The following is a 17,669-nucleotide window of genomic DNA, read 5'->3' on the forward strand; positions in this document are numbered from 1 at the left end:
TTTTTTGACTGACGAAACTATAAAAACTAAAATCGTTTCCGTGTTTTATGGAACGACAAAAGATAAGGAATTGAATTGGTAATGAAAAAGGAACAAGTAGTAAATCGCTTAGATACGGAATCTGTTGGGAAATCTTTTTTGAGGTATTTAATCCCGTCGATGATTGGGATGCTACTGATGGCTGTCAATATTGTGATCGACGGAATTATGGTAGGCAATCGCTTAGGTCCAGTCGCCCTTGCCGGGGTAGGGATTGCAGCGCCAGTTTATACGGTTTTTGTCGCGATGTCACTGTGGATTGGAATTGGTGCAGCGACCCGTTATTCCGCAATGATGGGAGCTAAACGACCTGATAAGGCGCGTGTTATTTTTTCACATGCCATTGTCTCTATATTTATTTTAACGCTGATTGTCGGGCTTACTGCCTTTGTTTTTAGGACGGAACTTGCGTATTTATTGGGCGCGAATGCCGACACATTTCAGTACACTGCAGGTTATATGAAGGTCATGTTGCTATTTGGATTCATCTTCACTGTTGAAAATGCATTCAGTATTTTGGTGCGAAATGACGGTGGACCGAACTTATCAATGATTGCACTTGTTGCTACGGCAGTCGTCAATATCGGATTGAATTATGTGTTTTTATTCGTACTTGATTATGGTGTAGAGGGTGCTGCAGCGGCAACGGTCATTGGTGCATTTGTGGGGCTTGTCATATTGAGCACGCATTTTTTCAGAAAGAAAAGTAATTTGCGTTTTGTTCGCTTTAAGTTCAATCGAAAGCTTTTTCTATTAATATTAGTGATTGGATTTCCGAGTTTTCTTGCGGAAGTTGGATTTTCGGTCTTTACAATCTCGCATAATATTACGTTTGAATACCTCGCTGGAACCGCAGGCGTGTCTGCATTTACGATATTGAATTATGTTCACAGTGTTATGTTGCTGTTATTTTTAGGTATGGGTGCGGCGATTCAACCGCTGATTAGCTATTACCGTGGGGCAGGTAGCGAAGTCAAGATGAAAAAGACTGTTCGTATGGCTATTGGGACAGCACTCGGGGCCGGCATCTTCTTTCTGCTTGTCGGCCAATTTGCAGCCGCTCCAATTGCAAGTTTGTTCGGCGATTTTCCAGAAGAAGTAATGAAAATTGCGGTTCCGGGTATTAAACTATTCTTTATCGCCTATCTTTTTATGGGCACAAACTTTGTCATGATGACGTATTATCAATCCATCGGACAGATCCGAATGGCAACGTGGATTACTGCAGCAAGGGAAATTGTTGTTTTGCTAATCTTGCTCGCCATCATGCCACGACTATTTGGATTAACAGGTGTCTGGCTCGCTATACCAATATCTGAATTCATCGTTCTGATGACAATTTATTATTACCACAAAAAATGGAACAATTGAGATGTGACTTTATAAGGAATGTTGTAAGAGAAATAACCTATATATGTTGAATTAAAGAATCCTATTGAATCTGCCGTGGCGCTCAATAATAAGAGAGGTGTAATTCGGGGTGTGGATTGTAGAACGCTTGGTGCTTTGGGGATGCCTCTCGCCGTAAGCCTGGATTAGCGCTTCGCATCCAGTCTTACGGCTTCGGCGACCCCTTTGCCGCGCCTGCGCTAGGGTGTTCATTATCGAGAGAAATGTGATTTTAAGATGTATATGCCGAGACTATAATGTGATTACTAGTTGATACTGCTTATAGTCAAGAAAGACGCACTCCAGGTTGCAGATTTCATCACTAATAATGAAATGCGCTTTCTCAAATAGACCATCCAGCGCAGGCGCGTCTTCGTGGTAGCCGGAGCGATAAGACTAAGGAGGGATGCAGTTAAATCCCTCCCAAGTGGTTTCCTTTCTGGCTTATCGCGGGAGGCATCCACAAAGCGTCGAAGCGGTATTAGTGGTAATACTAATTCATTCCAATTACTAGGGCTTTTTCAGTGGCCTCCTAAAATCCCTTGTAAAGCGCATACGCCGTATTCATTTGTTTAACATATCTAGAAGGTATTGGGGGATAAATATACAAAAAGTAGTGCAGACTAAGTGATTGGTCTATACTACTTTTTTGTTGTAAGAAGAACAATTTCTTTAGGGTTATTTTTTCTAGTGAGTACATATAATTTATTTTATTAGATTATAAACTGGTATAGACAACTATACCGATTGAGTGTATAGTGAAAATTAAGAATACTAGACATGTTGAACAAATAATACCTATATAAACCAGCGAAGGCGCTGTAAGCGGCGGATTTGAATGGAATTTATTTCTATTTATACAGGATATTCAAAAGGGATGAGGAATTTGATGAAGACATTGTTGATTTCAAATATTACAATTGCCAATGCAACAAAGGATGGTATATCAGGAGACATTTATATAGAAAATGGCGAAATTATAGAAATCGCTACTTCTATAAATAAAGTTGCAGATATACGAATCGATGCGGCGGGTAAGGATTGGATTGTTGTGCCTGGTTTTATTGACATTCACATTCACGGTTCTTCAGGCTTTGATGTAATGGATGCGACGCCGGAAGCATTAAATGGTTTGGCGAGCGCGCTTCCCCGTGAAGGGACGACGAGTTTTTTAGCAACAACAATGACGCAGTCGGATGAAGCGATAGCAGGGGCGTTACGCAATGCGGGTTTATTCAATGCGGATGAAAGGCAAGCTGAAATGTTGGGGGTTCATTTGGAAGGGCCTTTTATTTCAGCTATACGAGCGGGTGCACAACCGGTTGAGCATATTACAACACCGTCTTTTGCCCTTTTTGAACAATGGCAAGAGCTGAGTGGTAACCGCATTAAAATTGTAACTGTTGCTCCTGAGGTGGAAAACGGTCTTGCTTTCATTGAAAAGGTAACGACGAGTGGTGTGATTGCATCTATTGGACATACGGATGCAACATCGGATATCGTTCGTAATGCGGTTGAGGAGGGTGCTACTCATGTGACTCATTTATATAACCAAATGAGCCCGTTTCATCATAGGGAACCAGGGGTTGTTGGAGCTGCTTTTTTAGAGGATTCACTTTTCGTTGAAATTATCGTCGATTGCATTCATAGTCATCCGAAATCGGTTGAACTCGCTTATCGTCAAAAGACTTCCAATCGAATTATTCTTATTACGGATGCAATGCGTGCGAAAGGGCTTCCACCTGGCATTTATGATTTAGGAGGCCAAGATGTAGAAGTATCAGACAAAGATGCGCGGCTTCGCGATGGAACGCTTGCAGGAAGCATATTAACGATGGAACAAGCAGCGCAGAATATGAAGGCTATTACAAATTGTTCATTAGCTGAATTAGTTGCAATGACCTCAACAAATGCTGCCGAACAACTTGGCCTATCCAATAAAGGCAGGATTGAGCCTGGAAAAGATGCGGATCTTACCATCATCGATGGGGAGTGGAATGTCCAGATGACTATTTGTAGGGGGGAAATTGCTTATACTAAGGAGGTAATGGGATGAAGGTAGTCATATGTGCTGATTATGATGAAGTAAGCGTAAAGGCCGCACAATTGGTAGAAGCACAAATTCTTGGAAATGATCACTCGGTGCTTGGACTTGCAACAGGATCAACGCCACTAGGGCTTTATGAACGATTAGTTGAAGGTGTTAAATTACGTGGGATATCGTATAAAAATGTGTGCACGATTAATCTAGATGAATACCTAGGTCTAGATAAAGGGCATCCGGAAAGTTACCGCACATTTATGACTGAAAACTTATTTGATAAGATTGACATTGTAATTGGAAATACGTATATTCCGGATGGAACATCTGATTCAGCAGAAGAATGTCTGCGTTATGAACAAGTAATTGATAGCGTAGGGCCGATTGATCTGCAGGTATTGGGAATAGGGAGAAATGGGCATATCGGCTTTAACGAACCTGGAACGGATTCAAACAGTCTGACACATGTCGTTGAACTTGTTGCATCTACCCGAGAAAGTAACGCACGCTTCTTTCCTTCCATTGATGAAGTTCCAACACATGCGATTACAACGGGCATCAAATCGATATTAAAAAGTAAGGAAATTATTTTACTGGCATCCGGAAAAGATAAAGCAGAAGCTGTGAGAACATTATTAAATAAAGATGTGACTGAAAGTTTTCCAGCATCAATTTTATGGAATCACGATAATGTTACACTTATTGTTGATAGGGATGCATATGAACTGGTTAAATCATAAGGGAAGTGAGTATTATGTTAGATAAACAGTCACCGATACCCATGTACGTCCAAATCGAGGACTATTTGAAAAATCAAATTCTGCAAGGGGATTTTGTAATTGGAGAGGCAATCCCTTCCGAACGTGAACTGACGGATACGTTTGACGTAAGTCGCATGACTGTCCGCCAATCCATAACGAATCTAGTAAATGAGGGGCTCCTTTATCGTGAAAAGGGGCGCGGAACATATGTAGCGACACCCAAGATTGAACAGCCTCTTAGTGGTCTTACAAGCTTTACGGAAGATATGCTGTCACGTGGGATGAAACCTAGTAACAAACTTATTAGTTTTGAGAAAATGATACCTGAAATAGATATTATGCATGAGTTACAGTTGGCTAAAGATGAAGAAGTATTCGTCGTTAAGCGAATTAGGTATGCGGACGACAAACCGATGGCGATCGAAAGGTCATATCTTCCTGTTAAGCTCGTCCCAAATCTTGAATTGAATGACATAGAAGGATCACTGTATTCGTTTATTGAGAAGGATAAACGGCTAATAATTAGCCATGCCTCTCAACGCATGGAAGCTGTGTTAGTGAAAAAGGAAGATGCAGAGTTCCTTCAAATTTTTATGCCTTCAGCAGTTTTGTTGATAGAACGAATCAGTTATTTAACGAACGATGTTCCGATTGAAATTGTTCGAAGTACATATCGGGCAGATCGTTATAAATTTATCAGTGAGATTCGGAGATGATTGAATGAATGCGTATTTCAAGGAAATCGAATCATTGATGAAAAAAGTTATTCAAGAAGAACAGCAATCTGTTGAAAAGATTGCAGCAGAGATAATGAAACGCCTTTCGCGTGGTGGTATTGTTCAGTTATTCGGCTCAGGTCATTCTCACTTAATAGCGGAGGAGCCGTTTTTCCGTGCGGGCGGTTTAGTACCAGTACGACCAATTATTGTCGAGACTTTGATGCTTCATAATGGGGCTTCACAGGCATCTACGAATGAAAAAGACCCTGAATTTACCCAAACATTTGCGGGTCAGCTAGACATTCGTTCTGAAGATGTAGTCATTATTATTTCAACTTCTGGACGAAATGTGGTACCAATAGATGTGGCGTATATTGCAAAAGAGTCCGGGGCTTATGTTGTTTCTCTCCAGTCTCTTTACTACAACGCGTCTGAACAGCCATCTAAACACCATTCAGGAAATAGACTTGAAGATGTTACTGAAGCTGTTTTGAATACGCATGTAACGGTTGGGGATGGGCTTCTGCTATCGGAGGGAACACCTTATGCACCGGCTTCTGGCGTCATTGGGAATATGCTTCTTCATGCGACATTCAGTCGTGTGATTGGTATGATGATTGAAAGTGGTATAGAACCTCCAATATTTAAAAGCGCAAATTTGGATGGAAGCTCAGCACATAATGAGCAAATGATTGCTACTTATAGCAAGCGAATTAAGTTTTAACTTGATTCGACTAATCTATTAAAAGGGAGAGTTTAAAATGATTGAGAAAAATTACAAAGTTACTAGCAACGAGGGACTTCACGCCCGTCCATCATCCGTATTAGTATCAGCGGTGACACCATTTACGTCAGATGTGAAACTTGCATACATGGAAAAGACAGTGAACTTGAAATCGATTATGGGTGTTATGTCACTGGGAATTTCAGCTGGAGCCGACATTAAAATCATCGCTGATGGTGAGGATGAAGAAGCATTAATGGCTAAAGTGGATGAAGTAATAAAATCAGAAGGAATCGGTGAGTGATTTCAACGATTTAAGGCATTGCACTTTTGCATGCTTTTAGCGTTTTGAATGGCTCTATATATTGAACTACTAAAAACTATATAAACTAAGCGAAGGCGCCTTACAAAGGGTAGCCGAAGCCCTAAGACTGATGGCGAAGCTGTCTGGCTTAGGGCGGGAGGCATCCCAAGCGCCGAAGCGAATTCAATGGGATTATTTATTTCATCAAATATAAAACAAAGATGTTTCAAGTCCTTGTGAAAGCGTCACCGAGCTCTAGTCGGGTGACGCTTTACTGTTTTACGGGATAGCTCATCGACTTTTTTTACCTAATTGACCAATTATCAATGTTAAAACAGAAATCGCTGTGATATAGTGGGAAATGATGAAAGAAGGTGTGCGTATTGAGAAAGAAATACGGAAGACTCAGGAAAAAAGAAAATGTTATCGTCTTTCCAGGAACATTTGAAAAGCTTGTTGAAAATGGCCATGTAGCCGTCGAGCAGGAGAACTATGAGTTAGCGGTGGAAGCATTTGACCAAGCTATTGTATATGAACCTGACAATCCGGAATTTCTGGGACCATACGCGGTTGCCCTTTATGAAACAAAAGACTTTCAACGTGCAAAAGAAATTGCAGCAAGGCTCCTTCATAGCGGAACCGCCGATTACGTCGATGCAATGGAGCTGTATTTGACAATTAGCATTCAACTGCAGGAGTACGATGAAGTTGAAATGACAATTGATGCGCTAATTGATGAAGGAATCGTTCCGCCTGATATGCTGAACAAATTCAATTATCTGCGGGAATTGAATGGTCGTTTGTCTGACCGCTATGCACAGGACGAGCCCAGCTATCGAATGGAATTATTCACACTAGACGAATTCATGAAGATGGATGCTTTGGCACAACAGTATGCACTGGCTTCACTTGAAGGTAGTGATTTAACTGATTTAGTCCCTTTACTTGCGATAATTGTAGCGCGGGACGATGTGGCACCATTAGCAATTACGTTCGCATTAACGCTACTGCATCAGACAGGGCACTCTGATGAACTTACAGTGCGGAAATTCGGCTGGGAGAAGCGTATTGTTCCAGCAGCTATGACATTACCTGGGCAAGATGATTTAACGAAACAAGTTCTTGAAGAAGTGGATCGTCGGTTACTGAAGGATCCATCTAGATTAGAAATGGCTCAAGGTCTCATTGAGAAATTTGCAATTACTGCTTTCCCTTTCGGCTGGGGGACTCATCAAGCAGAAGAAGTCGCAACAGCCTATGTAAACTACATAGAAAGTCTGTTTTCAGGTGAGCAGTTACCCGAGACAGCACTGAACTTACTTATTCAACAGATTGACAACGATTCGGACCTTTAACAAAGTGTGAAATCTGTTGAAAGATGAAGAGACTATGATATACTGAAATGGTTGTCAATGGAGTATATACGGAACAAAAGATATTGGCCAAAACGATTCGGAGGTATTTAATTATGTCAGTTAAATGGGAAAAGCAAGAAGGAAACACAGGGATTCTAACAGTAGAAGTACCTGCAGAAGCAGTAACGGTAGGTCTTGATAAAGCATTCAAGAAAGTTGTGAAAACAATACAAGCACCAGGATTCCGTAAAGGGAAAATGCCACGTCAAATGTTTGAAAAAATGTATGGCGTAGAATCACTTTACAATGAAGCACTTGATTTCATCCTTCCAGAAGCATATTCAAATGCTCTTGACGAAGCAGGCGTTGAACCAATCGATCGTCCTGAAATTGACATCGAGCAAATGGAAAAAGGAAAAGACCTTATTTTCAAAGCGGTTGTTACATTGAAACCAGAAGTGAAACTTGGCGATTATAAAGGCCTTGAAGTAACACGTCAGGAAACAACAGTTACTGACGAAGAAATCGAAGAGCAACTGAAAGATCGTCAACAAAAATTCGCTGAATTAGCTATTAAAGAAGATGGCGCAGTTGAAAATGGCGACACAGTGAAAATCGATTTCGAAGGTTCTGTTGATGGAGAAGTTTTCGACGGCGGAAAATCTGAAGGGTACGACCTTGAAATCGGTTCAGGTTCATTTATCCCTGGATTCGAAGAACAATTGGTTGGCATGAAACAAGACGAAGAAAAAGACGTCGAAGTGAATTTCCCTGAAGAATACCATGCAGCAGAACTTGCTGGTAAACCAGCGATTTTCAAAGTGAAAATTCATGAAATCAAGTCAAAAGAAGTTCCAGCACTTGATGACGAACTTGCAAAAGAAATTGATGAAGAAGTAGAAAGTCTTGAAGCATTGCGTACGAAGCTGAAAGAAACTACTTTGGAAGAGAAGAAATCGGCATCTGAAGTAGCACTTCGCGACGATCTTGTCGAAGCGGCTGCGAGAAATATGGAAGTCGAAATCCCTGAAGTAATGATCAATTCTGAAATTGAACGTATGATGGAAGAGTTCGGACAACGTCTTCAATCACAAGGTATGAACCTTGAGCTTTACTTCCAGTTCTCTGGACAAGATGAAGAAGCACTTCGTTCACAAATGAAAGACGATGCACAAAACCGTGTTCGCGTTTCACTTGTACTTGAAGCGATTGGTAAAGCTGAAAACATCGTAGTTGAAGAAGCTGATATTAACGCAGAACTTGAAAAAATGTCCGCGCAATTCGGTATGGATGTTGAGCAAATTAAAACAACACTTGGTGGAACTTCTGTTCTTGAAAATGACCTTCGTTTCAATAAAACAGTTGAATTCCTTGTTGAAAATGCAAAGATTACTGAATAATAAAGTGAAATAAGGACAAGGTACGGAAGACCGTACCTTGTTTTTCATAGAAAGACATAGAATTACCTTCTTGAGTAGGGAAGAATTCTAATTAGTTGATAAAAACGGGGGAATCTTGTAAGATTGTCACTTGAATAGGGGTGAGCATAATGTTCAAATTTAACGATGAAAAAGATAACTTGAACTGTTCTTTTTGCGGGAAATCCCAGGAACAGGTTCGTAAGTTAGTCGCTGGTCAAGGCGTCTATATTTGTGATGAATGTGTTGAACTTTGTGCTGAAATCGTTGAAGAGGAAGTCGGACTTGAAGAAGGTTTCGAGCTTAAAGACGTTCCGAAGCCGAAAGAAATACAAAGTATACTCGATGAATACCTTATTGGACAGGACCGTGCAAAGAAATCACTTTCAGTTGCTGTCTATAATCACTATAAACGTGTTAATTCGAACAGTAAGATTGATGATGTCGAGCTATCGAAATCCAATATCGTCTTAATCGGACCAACAGGGAGCGGTAAAACATTACTTGCTCAAACGCTTGCTAGAATCCTCGATGTACCTTTCGCGATTGCAGATGCTACATCTTTGACGGAAGCGGGATATGTTGGTGAAGACGTAGAAAATATTCTATTGAAACTGATTCAGGCTGCAGATTATGATGTAGATCGTGCGGAAAAAGGGATCATCTATATTGATGAAATCGATAAAGTCGCTCGTAAATCCGAAAATGCGTCCATTACACGTGACGTGTCAGGGGAAGGTGTCCAACAGGCACTTCTTAAAATTCTTGAAGGGACAGTTGCGAGCGTGCCACCACAAGGCGGACGTAAACATCCACATCAAGAATTTATCCAAATCGACACGACGAATATTCTCTTTATTGTTGGGGGAGCATTCGACGGAATCGAAGAAATCATTAAACGCCGTATCGGACAAAAAGTAATTGGTTTCGGTGCTGAGCCGAACTTGGTTATTGAAGAGGAGTCTTACCTTGCTAAACTGATTCCGGAAGATCTTCAACGTTTTGGTTTGATACCAGAATTCGTAGGTCGTTTACCTGTACTTGCAAGTTTGGAACAGTTAAGCGAAGATACGCTGTATCAGATTTTGACGCTTCCGAAAAATGCGATTGTAAAACAATACCAAAAAATGTTTGGGCTGGACAATGTTGAACTGCGATTCGAAGATGATGCCTTGCTTGAAATTGCAAAAGAGGCAATCACACGAAAAACAGGTGCTCGTGGTCTGCGTTCAATCATTGAGAATATCATGCTCGACGTAATGTATGAACTGCCTTCACTTGAAGAAGTGACTGAGTGTGTCATTACTAAAGACTCCGTCTTGGGGCAATCAAATCCAATTCTTTTAACAGCGGACGGTACCCGAGTTCATCTGGATAATGAGAAAGACTCGGCGTAACGCCTGAAGGATGAAGCTGACTCCGATGACGCGCGTGAAAATGCGCTCTTCGGATGTCAGCTTTTTTTAAATATTTGATTGAACTAAAAGTTGGATATACATAATTAATGGAGGTGACTTCCGCATGTTAACTAATGAATTGAACAATATACCATTGTTGCCGCTGCGTGGGCTGCTCGTATACCCTACGATGATTTTACATATTGATGTTGGAAGAGAGCGCTCCGTATTTGCCATTGAACACGCAATCGCACAGGATAACCTTATTTTTCTTGCTACGCAGAAAGATATAAGTATAGAAAATCCGGAACCGGAGGATCTGTATAAAGTAGGGACATTGGCGTTTGTTAAATCGATGACACAACTACCAAACGGGACGTATCGTATACTTATTGAAGGAATTGAACGTGCAGAATGGTCGGATTATGAGGAAGCGGATCTTTATCCTGTGGTTAAAGTAATTGGTTATCCAGATGATGAGGAAATTGATGCTGAATCAGAAGCGCTAATGAGAACGCTACTTACATATTTCAAAAAGTACTCAAAAATCTCGAAAAAAGTGACAGAAGAAACATATGATTCTGTCGCTTCAATTATAGAACCGGGAAGACTGGCAGATACGGTCGCTTCTCATTTACCGCTGAAATTGGTTGCAAAGCAAGAAGTACTTGAAATAAAAAATGTCAATGAACGCCTTGAATGGCTTATGAGTAGACTTTATAATGAGCAAGAAGTGCTGAACCTTGAAAAGAAAATTAATGAACGTGTTAGGGAAGCCATGGAGCGAACGCAAAAAGAGTTTTATTTGCGTGAGCAGATGAAGGCGATTCAGACTGAACTCGGTGATAAAGACGGTAAAGGTCTAGAAGTAATAGACTTGACTGAAAAAATCGAGAGTTCCGGTATGCCGGCAGGTGTTAGAGAAGCCGCGTTGCGTGAACTCGACAGATATGAAAAACTACCATCTGCTGCAGCTGAAAGCGGAATCATCCGTAATTATATCGAGTGGCTCGTTACGTTGCCATGGTCCGATGCATCAACAGATCAGCTTGACATTAATCGCTCGGAAGAAATCTTAAATCGCGACCACGATGGACTAGAAGCTGTTAAAGAACGTATACTTGAATATTTGGCAGTTCGTCAATTAACGAATTCATTACGAGGACCAATCCTTTGTCTTGCGGGTCCACCAGGTGTCGGAAAAACGTCTTTAGCTAGGTCTATTGCAGAATCTCTAGGTAGGAAGTTTGTTCGAATCTCACTTGGCGGAGTGCGTGACGAGTCGGAAATTCGTGGTCATAGACGGACATATGTGGGCGCAATGCCTGGGCGAATTATTCAAGGTATGAAAAAAGCTGGCAAGATTAACCCCGTGTTCTTACTGGATGAAATCGATAAGATGTCGAATGACTTCCGTGGGGATCCATCGTCCGCGATGCTTGAGGTGCTTGACCCAGAACAAAACAATAAATTTAGTGATCATTACATCGAAGAGCCTTATAACTTATCGAATGTTTTGTTCATTGCGACTGCCAATGATTTAAGTGCAATTCCGGGACCACTTCGTGACCGGATGGAAATCATTTCAATTGCCGGTTACACAGAAATTGAGAAGCACGCTATTGCGAAAAATCACTTGATCCCGAAACAGTTGAAAGAGCACGGACTGACAAAATCGCAGGTTCGTATCAATGATCCTGCGATTCAGGACATTGTAAGGTATTATACACGCGAGGCAGGTGTACGTGGCCTAGAACGACAAATTGCTGGTATTTGCCGTAAAGCTGCGAAACTGATTGTCACGGGAGAGAAGAAAAGTATAACGGTTAGTTCTAAAACACTTGAATCTCTTATTGGTAAAAAGAAATACAGGTATGGACAGGCGGAGACAGTAAATCAAATAGGCGTCGCGACAGGACTTGCTTATACGCAAGTTGGTGGAGATACATTGCAGATTGAGGTTTCTTTATCGCCAGGAAAAGGTAAACTTATACTGACGGGTAAACTTGGAGATGTTATGAAAGAGTCTGCCCAAACTGCATTGTCCTACGTGCGTTCGAAAACGGTGGAATTCGGTATTGATCCAGATTTCCATGAAAAGTGTGATATTCATATCCATGTACCTGAAGGTGCGATCCCTAAAGATGGTCCTTCAGCCGGTGTGACGATTGCTACATCACTGGTCTCTGCATTGACTTCACGGCCAGTACGCCGTGAGGTCGGGATGACTGGTGAAATTACACTGCGCGGTAGAGTTTTACCGATTGGTGGCGTGAAAGAAAAAACATTAAGTGCCCATCGAGCTGGCTTGACGACGATTATCTTGCCAAAAGAAAATGAGCGCGACATCGAAGATATTCCAGAAAGCGTCCGAGAGGAACTGACATTTAAACTCGTTTCTGACGCAGAAGAGGTCCTCGAAATTGCATTGGAGGAGACTTCCAAATGAAAGTCCATAACGTAGAAATGATAATGAGTGCTGTACGCCCCGAACAATATCCGGCGGAAGGGTATCCGGAATTTGCGTTAGCAGGCCGGTCGAACGTCGGTAAATCATCTTTCATAAACAAGATGATTGGTAGAAAAAGCCTTGCTCGAACTTCTTCGAAGCCAGGTAAGACACAAACATTAAACTTTTATAAAATTGAAGAGCAATTATTTTTCGTCGATGTACCGGGATACGGGTATGCAAAAGTATCCAAGTCTTCTCGTGAAACATGGGGGAAATTCATTCAACAATATATGACTGAACGGGAGCCACTTCGAGCTGTCATTCAAATTGTAGATTTACGCCACGCTCCAAGTGCTGATGATTGTGCAATGTACGATTTCCTTGTAGAGAATAATATGCCTGCAATCATCATTGCGACGAAAGCGGACAAGATTCCAAAAGGGAAATGGGAAAAGCATAAAAAAGTCGTTCGTGAAACGCTTGCAATGCGACCATACGATGCATTAATTGTCTTTTCATCTGAAAAGGGAATCGGAATGGACGAAGCATGGAAAGAGATTGAAAGCAGAATGTAATTGTAGAATTGGGAAATCCGGAAGACGAGATATACATCGTTTTCCGTTTTTTTATAGTGTGCTGGCGCACAGTTTAGTAATTCAGTCGTATACTATAATAATTTGTTCTTCAGTTTTCTTATCCAGTCGTATAGTTTAGTCAATCAGTCGTATAGTATTAGTAATCGGTAATGCAGTTCCAATAAATTTGATTTAGGATTGCACATTAATTGCATGTGAAATCGAAGGCTGTTAGGATTAGATTATAATCATTATAAATAGTTACGTTTAACCGTTCGTAGTCATAGGTTGTTCACAATTTCCAACAAGAAAAGTGATAACTATATGGTATAATGGGAAGCGTGAAATAGAACGTGAGAGGTGTGAACACCTGATGCATACAATCGTAATCGGTGTCAATCACCGGACAGCACCTGTTGAAATAAGAGAGAAATTATCTTTTATTGAAACAGAACTGCCGCAGGCGATGCAAACATTGCAACAGCAAAAAAGTATATTAGAAAATATTATTATATCAACTTGTAATCGAACTGAAATTTATGCAGTTGTTGATCAGTTGCATACGGGTCGTTATTACGTGAAGAATTTCTTGGCTGAGTGGTTCGATTTGCCACTTGAGTCTTTCTCTTCTCATTTAATTATCATGGAAAATGATGGTGCGATTGAGCATCTGATGCGCGTATCGGCAGGTATCGATTCTATGGTACTTGGTGAGACACAGATTTTAGGTCAAGTGAGGGACAGTTTCCTTGAAGGCCAAACAATTGGTACAACAGGTACTGTTTTCAATGAGCTATTTAAACAAGCTGTAACGCTTGCGAAAAAAGCCCACACTGAAACTGCAATTGGCGATAACGCTGTCTCAGTTTCCTATGCTGCTGTAGAACTCGGTAAAAAGATCTTCGGTACATTGGACCAAAAGCATGTGGCCATTCTTGGAGCAGGCGAAATGGGTGAACTTGCCGTTAAGAACTTGCACGGAAGCGGTGCAAGCAAAGTGACTGTTGTTAACAGGACACTGTCGAAAGCGGAAGTCCTTGCCGATAAATTCGGAGGTGTTGCGAAGTCGATGCAAGAACTGCAATGTACACTTCTTGAAGCAGATGTACTGATTAGTTCAACAGGTGCAAACGACTTCGTTATCGATTTTGAACTTATGCAGTTAGTAGGTCGGTTGCGTAAAGGAAGACCAATATTTATGGTAGATATCGCAGTGCCGCGGGATCTGGATCCACGTATCGGCGATCTTCCAAATGTTTTCCTTTACGATATCGATGATTTACAAGGAATTGTGGAAGCGAATCTCGCGGAAAGAAAGCGAGCAGCCGAAGAAATTGGCCTTATGATTGAGCAGGAACTTGTCGTATTTAAAGAATGGGTTGCTACACTTGGAGTGGTTCCGATTATATCGGCACTTCGTCAAAAAGCGAATCGCATCCAATCGGAGACAATGGCGAGTATTGAAAACAAAATGCCAAATTTAACTGAACGTGAAAAGAAAGTATTAAGCAAGCATACGAAATCTATCGTTAATCAATTATTGAAAGATCCTATTCTACAGGCGAAAGAGCTGTCAATGGATCCGAAAGCATCCGAAAAGCTGGAATTGTTCCAGCAAATATTCGGTATTGATGAAGATGTAGTAAATGAGAAAGAAACGCTTGCAAAACAGGCGAAACAACGGTTAAAAGTCAGAGCTGAAAGACATGCGACGGCACAACCGGATTTGACATTTTGAACGTTTGTCAAAGGGGCGTTTCCGCATCAGTGTGATACACTATAGATGCAGAAACGCCCCTATTAGTTCGGAAAGGCAGAGAGGTTATCATGGCTGAAATGATGATGGCGAGACTGCATGAAGTGATGGTCGTACTCTATGCAGTAAGCCTTGTTTTTTATTTTATAGATTACTTGAATAAGGATACGTTTGCACACCGAAGCGCTTTTTGGATTTTAACCGTCGTCTACTTTCTACAAACATTCTTTCTTGTGATGTATATAATCGAATGGCAAAGGTTCCCTGTACTCACTCTTTTTGAGGGGATTTACTTTTACGCTTGGTTGTTGATTACTTTATCAATTGTCATGCATCTGTTTTACAAAGTTGGTCACGCCGTCTTTTTCTTAAATGTGATTGGATTCATCTTTATGACAATTCATACATTTGGACCTGAACAAATTGAACAGTCGCCGATAGGGGAAGCGCTTATTTCAGAGCTGCTATTCATCCATATTACATTCGCGATTTTGTCTTATGCAGCGTTTGCGATGTCATTCGTTTTTTCGATACTCTATCTTCTTGTTTATAAAGTTTTAAAGAAGAAGAAATGGTCAAAACAATTTAATAGGCTTCCTTCTCTTCATCAAACAGAGATAGGCATGAAGGCGTCTCTTTATACAGGTATTCCGTTTCTGCTCGTTAGTTTAATTCTCGGCATGCAGTGGGCGATAGTTGCACTCGATGTATGGTCCTTTTTTGATATGAAGATTATTGGTTCGTTTATCCTTCTTGCCATTTACGGTTCTGTATTATTCTTGAAGCGAAGTGGCAAGCTAACAGGAAATGACTTTGCATGGGCGAACGTATTTGCATTCCTTTTTGTTATCATCAATTTTTTTCTTGGAAGTAAGTTATCCGGGTTCCATTTTTGGTTATAACTTAATACAGCTTGGTTTCAAACCCCGGCTGTATTAAGTTAAAGCCTCTGGCGGATGCTACAGATTTTTTGGGGATTTATTATCAAGCAAACTCGAAAAAATCTGAACACAAATACGCCAAGGTGTATTCGATTAAGAAAGGTTGGATTAATTAATATGAGAAAAATAATCGTAGGTTCAAGAAGAAGTAAACTTGCATTGACACAAACAAACTGGTTTATAGACCAGATGAAAGCTGCCGGTGCTCCATTTGAATTCGAAGTGAAAGAAATCGTTACAAAAGGAGATCAAATCCTAGATGTAATGCTGTCGAAAGTTGGCGGTAAAGGGCTTTTTGTGAAAGAGATTGAGCAGGCATTATTTGATAAAGAAATCGATTTCGCTGTACATAGCATGAAAGACATGCCAGCCGTTCTTCCAGAAGGACTTGTTATCGGTTGTATTCCTCCGCGTGAAGATGCGCGCGATGCATTCATTTCGAATGGTCATGTGAAATTCATGGACTTACCAGTAGGTGCTAAAGTTGGAACGTCTAGTTTACGTCGTAGTTCACAATTACTGCTTCTGCGTCCCGATCTTGACATCCAATGGATTCGTGGCAATATCGATACACGTCTGAAAAAAATGGTTGACGGTGAATACGATGCGATTCTTCTTGCGGCTGCCGGCATGAAGCGAATGGGCTGGAGCGCGGATGTGACTACGGAATATATGTCCGTTGAAGATTGTATTCCAGCAGTAGGACAAGGGGCACTAGCAATTGAATGCCGTTTTGATGATAAAGAGTTACTTGCAGAACTTGCGAAATTAACGGATGAAAAAACATGGAAAGAAGTTGAAGCAGAGCGTACTTTCCTAACAGAAATGGATGGTTCGTGCCAAGTTCCGATTGCCGGATTTGCGCAATATAACGGTAGCGAAGTCGAATTGACGGGCTATATTGCTTCTCCAGACGCAACACAAGTGTTTAAAAAGACTTTCTCAAGCACGGATCCCGTTGAAGCGGGTATGGAAGTTGCAAAAATATTGCGTGCCGAAGGGGCTTCAGAAGTGATTGAGAAAGTGAAGGCGGATATGGATGCGTGATCGTCAACCGCTGTTAGCTGAAACAGTCATCTTTACAGGGACTCCGAAGTCTGAAGATGTATTTGAATTGGTAAAGAGCTACGGAGGGACGCCTGTTTCATTGCCACTTATCCAAGTGGCGGAGTTAGTGGAACAGACAGATGAACTTCGTTTGACCGCTTGTCCGATGTATGATTGGTTAATATTCACAAGTCAAAGCGCGGTTGCGGCGTTTGGTGCAAAACTCATTCGTCATGGTGTTTCTTCGGGATCAATTCCGGCGAAAATAGCAGCGGTAGGCACTCGAACTGCAGACGCGCTTGAAAAAATTGGTTTTACAGTCGATTTCATTCCGACCGTGTTCAGTGCAGATACATTCGTAAAGGAATTTAATCCTGCTGAAACAGATATTCGTCGTATTCTTTTTCTACGCGGATCAATTGCAGGCGTCACCATCAAAGAGGAAATTCCTTTTGAAGTGGATGAATGGACAGTTTATGCGACAGAGCGTGCAAATGATTCCATCGATTCACTCGTAGATTTATTGCAACAACAACAGCATTTGAGCGTTTTATTCGCAAGTCCTTCGGCAGTTGAAGTTTTTGCTGAAGAAGTGGCTCCGCGGACAGGTTGGAACGGCTTTACAATCGGGGCTATCGGACATGTGACGGAAAAAGCATTGCTAGAAGTTGGTGCGGTCGTTCATGTTAGACCCGATACATACACACTTATGGATCTCGTCGAGAAATTGGCGGGGCGAAAGGAAGGGTAA

At 41.3% G+C, this 17,669-nt stretch carries 15 protein-coding genes; all 15 read left to right on the top strand.

The genetic code is table 11. The features are described 5' to 3' along the window. Positions 1–81 precede the first annotated feature (81 nt). A complete protein-coding gene (locus tag MKX62_RS16565; protein WP_340741894.1) occupies positions 82–1,410 on the top strand; it encodes an MATE family efflux transporter in 1,329 nt (442 codons plus the stop codon). 904 nt (positions 1,411–2,314) lie between these two features. Then, positions 2,315–3,484 carry an N-acetylglucosamine-6-phosphate deacetylase gene (nagA, locus tag MKX62_RS16570; protein WP_445683555.1) on the top strand — a complete coding sequence of 390 codons (1,170 nt, stop codon included), beginning with the start codon at positions 2,315–2,317 and terminating at the stop codon, positions 3,482–3,484. Continuing rightward, positions 3,481–4,209, top strand: coding sequence for a glucosamine-6-phosphate deaminase (gene nagB / locus MKX62_RS16575; RefSeq protein ID WP_340741896.1), 729 nt, complete (start codon positions 3,481–3,483; stop codon positions 4,207–4,209). Before nagA ends, nagB begins: the two co-directional genes overlap by 4 nt. Before the next feature lie 14 nt (positions 4,210–4,223). After that, entirely contained in the window at positions 4,224–4,946 is a 723-nt protein-coding gene (locus tag MKX62_RS16580; protein ID WP_067208044.1) for a GntR family transcriptional regulator, read from the top strand. A gap of 4 nt (positions 4,947–4,950) precedes the next feature. Next, complete coding sequence (locus tag MKX62_RS16585; RefSeq protein WP_187047444.1) at positions 4,951–5,673, top strand: sugar isomerase domain-containing protein; 723 nt, start codon at positions 4,951–4,953, stop codon at positions 5,671–5,673. Positions 5,674–5,710: 37 nt separating this feature from the next. Continuing rightward, the gene (locus tag MKX62_RS16590; protein WP_304627122.1) at positions 5,711–5,977 is read left to right on the top strand and encodes a phosphocarrier protein HPr; all 267 of its coding nucleotides are present in this window, start codon (positions 5,711–5,713) and stop codon (positions 5,975–5,977) included. Between the two features lie 383 nt (positions 5,978–6,360). After that, the gene (locus tag MKX62_RS16595) at positions 6,361–7,332 is read left to right on the top strand and encodes a tetratricopeptide repeat protein (RefSeq protein WP_340741897.1); all 972 of its coding nucleotides are present in this window, start codon (positions 6,361–6,363) and stop codon (positions 7,330–7,332) included. A 113-nt stretch (positions 7,333–7,445) separates the two neighbouring features. Then, positions 7,446–8,732: a trigger factor gene (gene tig, locus MKX62_RS16600; RefSeq protein ID WP_067208055.1), complete on the top strand. Its 1,287-nt coding sequence runs from the start codon at positions 7,446–7,448 to the stop codon at positions 8,730–8,732. Positions 8,733–8,881: 149 nt separating this feature from the next. After that, positions 8,882–10,147 carry an ATP-dependent protease ATP-binding subunit ClpX gene (clpX, locus tag MKX62_RS16605; RefSeq protein WP_067208057.1) on the top strand — a complete coding sequence of 422 codons (1,266 nt, stop codon included), beginning with the start codon at positions 8,882–8,884 and terminating at the stop codon, positions 10,145–10,147. Between the two features lie 124 nt (positions 10,148–10,271). Next, positions 10,272–12,596, top strand: coding sequence for an endopeptidase La (lon, locus tag MKX62_RS16610; protein ID WP_067208060.1), 2,325 nt, complete (start codon positions 10,272–10,274; stop codon positions 12,594–12,596). Next, a complete protein-coding gene (yihA, locus tag MKX62_RS16615) occupies positions 12,593–13,174 on the top strand; it encodes a ribosome biogenesis GTP-binding protein YihA/YsxC (protein ID WP_067208063.1) in 582 nt (193 codons plus the stop codon). The genes lon and yihA overlap by 4 nt, the downstream gene beginning before the upstream one ends. A 373-nt stretch (positions 13,175–13,547) precedes the next feature. After that, complete coding sequence (gene hemA / locus MKX62_RS16620; RefSeq protein ID WP_187047445.1) at positions 13,548–14,912, top strand: glutamyl-tRNA reductase; 1,365 nt, start codon at positions 13,548–13,550, stop codon at positions 14,910–14,912. An 89-nt stretch (positions 14,913–15,001) separates the two neighbouring features. Next, entirely contained in the window at positions 15,002–15,832 is an 831-nt protein-coding gene (locus tag MKX62_RS16625) for a cytochrome c biogenesis protein (RefSeq protein WP_067208068.1), read from the top strand. Between the two features lie 156 nt (positions 15,833–15,988). Then, on the top strand, positions 15,989–16,918 hold the full coding sequence (gene hemC / locus MKX62_RS16630; RefSeq protein ID WP_067208071.1) for a hydroxymethylbilane synthase: 930 nt from the start codon (positions 15,989–15,991) through the stop codon (positions 16,916–16,918). Further along, entirely contained in the window at positions 16,911–17,669 is a 759-nt protein-coding gene (locus MKX62_RS16635; protein ID WP_340741898.1) for a uroporphyrinogen-III synthase, read from the top strand. Before hemC ends, MKX62_RS16635 begins: the two co-directional genes overlap by 8 nt.

This window comes from Sporosarcina sp. FSL K6-5500, from assembly GCF_038005665.1.
In the GTDB taxonomy this organism is placed as follows: Bacteria; Bacillota; Bacilli; order Bacillales_A; family Planococcaceae; genus Sporosarcina; species Sporosarcina psychrophila.

Bases quoted from the DNA above. Each gene is read 5' to 3' on its own strand.
- MKX62_RS16565 (WP_340741894.1), top strand. From the start codon at position 82: ATGAAAAAGGAACAAGTAGTAAATCGCTTAGATACGGAATCTGTTGGG.
- nagB (WP_340741896.1), top strand. From the start codon at position 3,481: ATGAAGGTAGTCATATGTGCTGATTATGATGAAGTAAGCGTAAAGGCC.
- MKX62_RS16580 (WP_067208044.1), top strand. From the start codon at position 4,224: ATGTTAGATAAACAGTCACCGATACCCATGTACGTCCAAATCGAGGAC.
- MKX62_RS16585 (WP_187047444.1), top strand. From the start codon at position 4,951: ATGAATGCGTATTTCAAGGAAATCGAATCATTGATGAAAAAAGTTATT.
- MKX62_RS16590 (WP_304627122.1), top strand. From the start codon at position 5,711: ATGATTGAGAAAAATTACAAAGTTACTAGCAACGAGGGACTTCACGCC.
- tig (WP_067208055.1), top strand. From the start codon at position 7,446: ATGTCAGTTAAATGGGAAAAGCAAGAAGGAAACACAGGGATTCTAACA.
- clpX (WP_067208057.1), top strand. From the start codon at position 8,882: ATGTTCAAATTTAACGATGAAAAAGATAACTTGAACTGTTCTTTTTGC.
- lon (WP_067208060.1), top strand. From the start codon at position 10,272: ATGTTAACTAATGAATTGAACAATATACCATTGTTGCCGCTGCGTGGG.
- yihA (WP_067208063.1), top strand. From the start codon at position 12,593: ATGAAAGTCCATAACGTAGAAATGATAATGAGTGCTGTACGCCCCGAA.
- hemA (WP_187047445.1), top strand. From the start codon at position 13,548: ATGCATACAATCGTAATCGGTGTCAATCACCGGACAGCACCTGTTGAA.
- MKX62_RS16625 (WP_067208068.1), top strand. From the start codon at position 15,002: ATGGCTGAAATGATGATGGCGAGACTGCATGAAGTGATGGTCGTACTC.
- hemC (WP_067208071.1), top strand. From the start codon at position 15,989: ATGAGAAAAATAATCGTAGGTTCAAGAAGAAGTAAACTTGCATTGACA.
- MKX62_RS16635 (WP_340741898.1), top strand. From the start codon at position 16,911: ATGCGTGATCGTCAACCGCTGTTAGCTGAAACAGTCATCTTTACAGGG.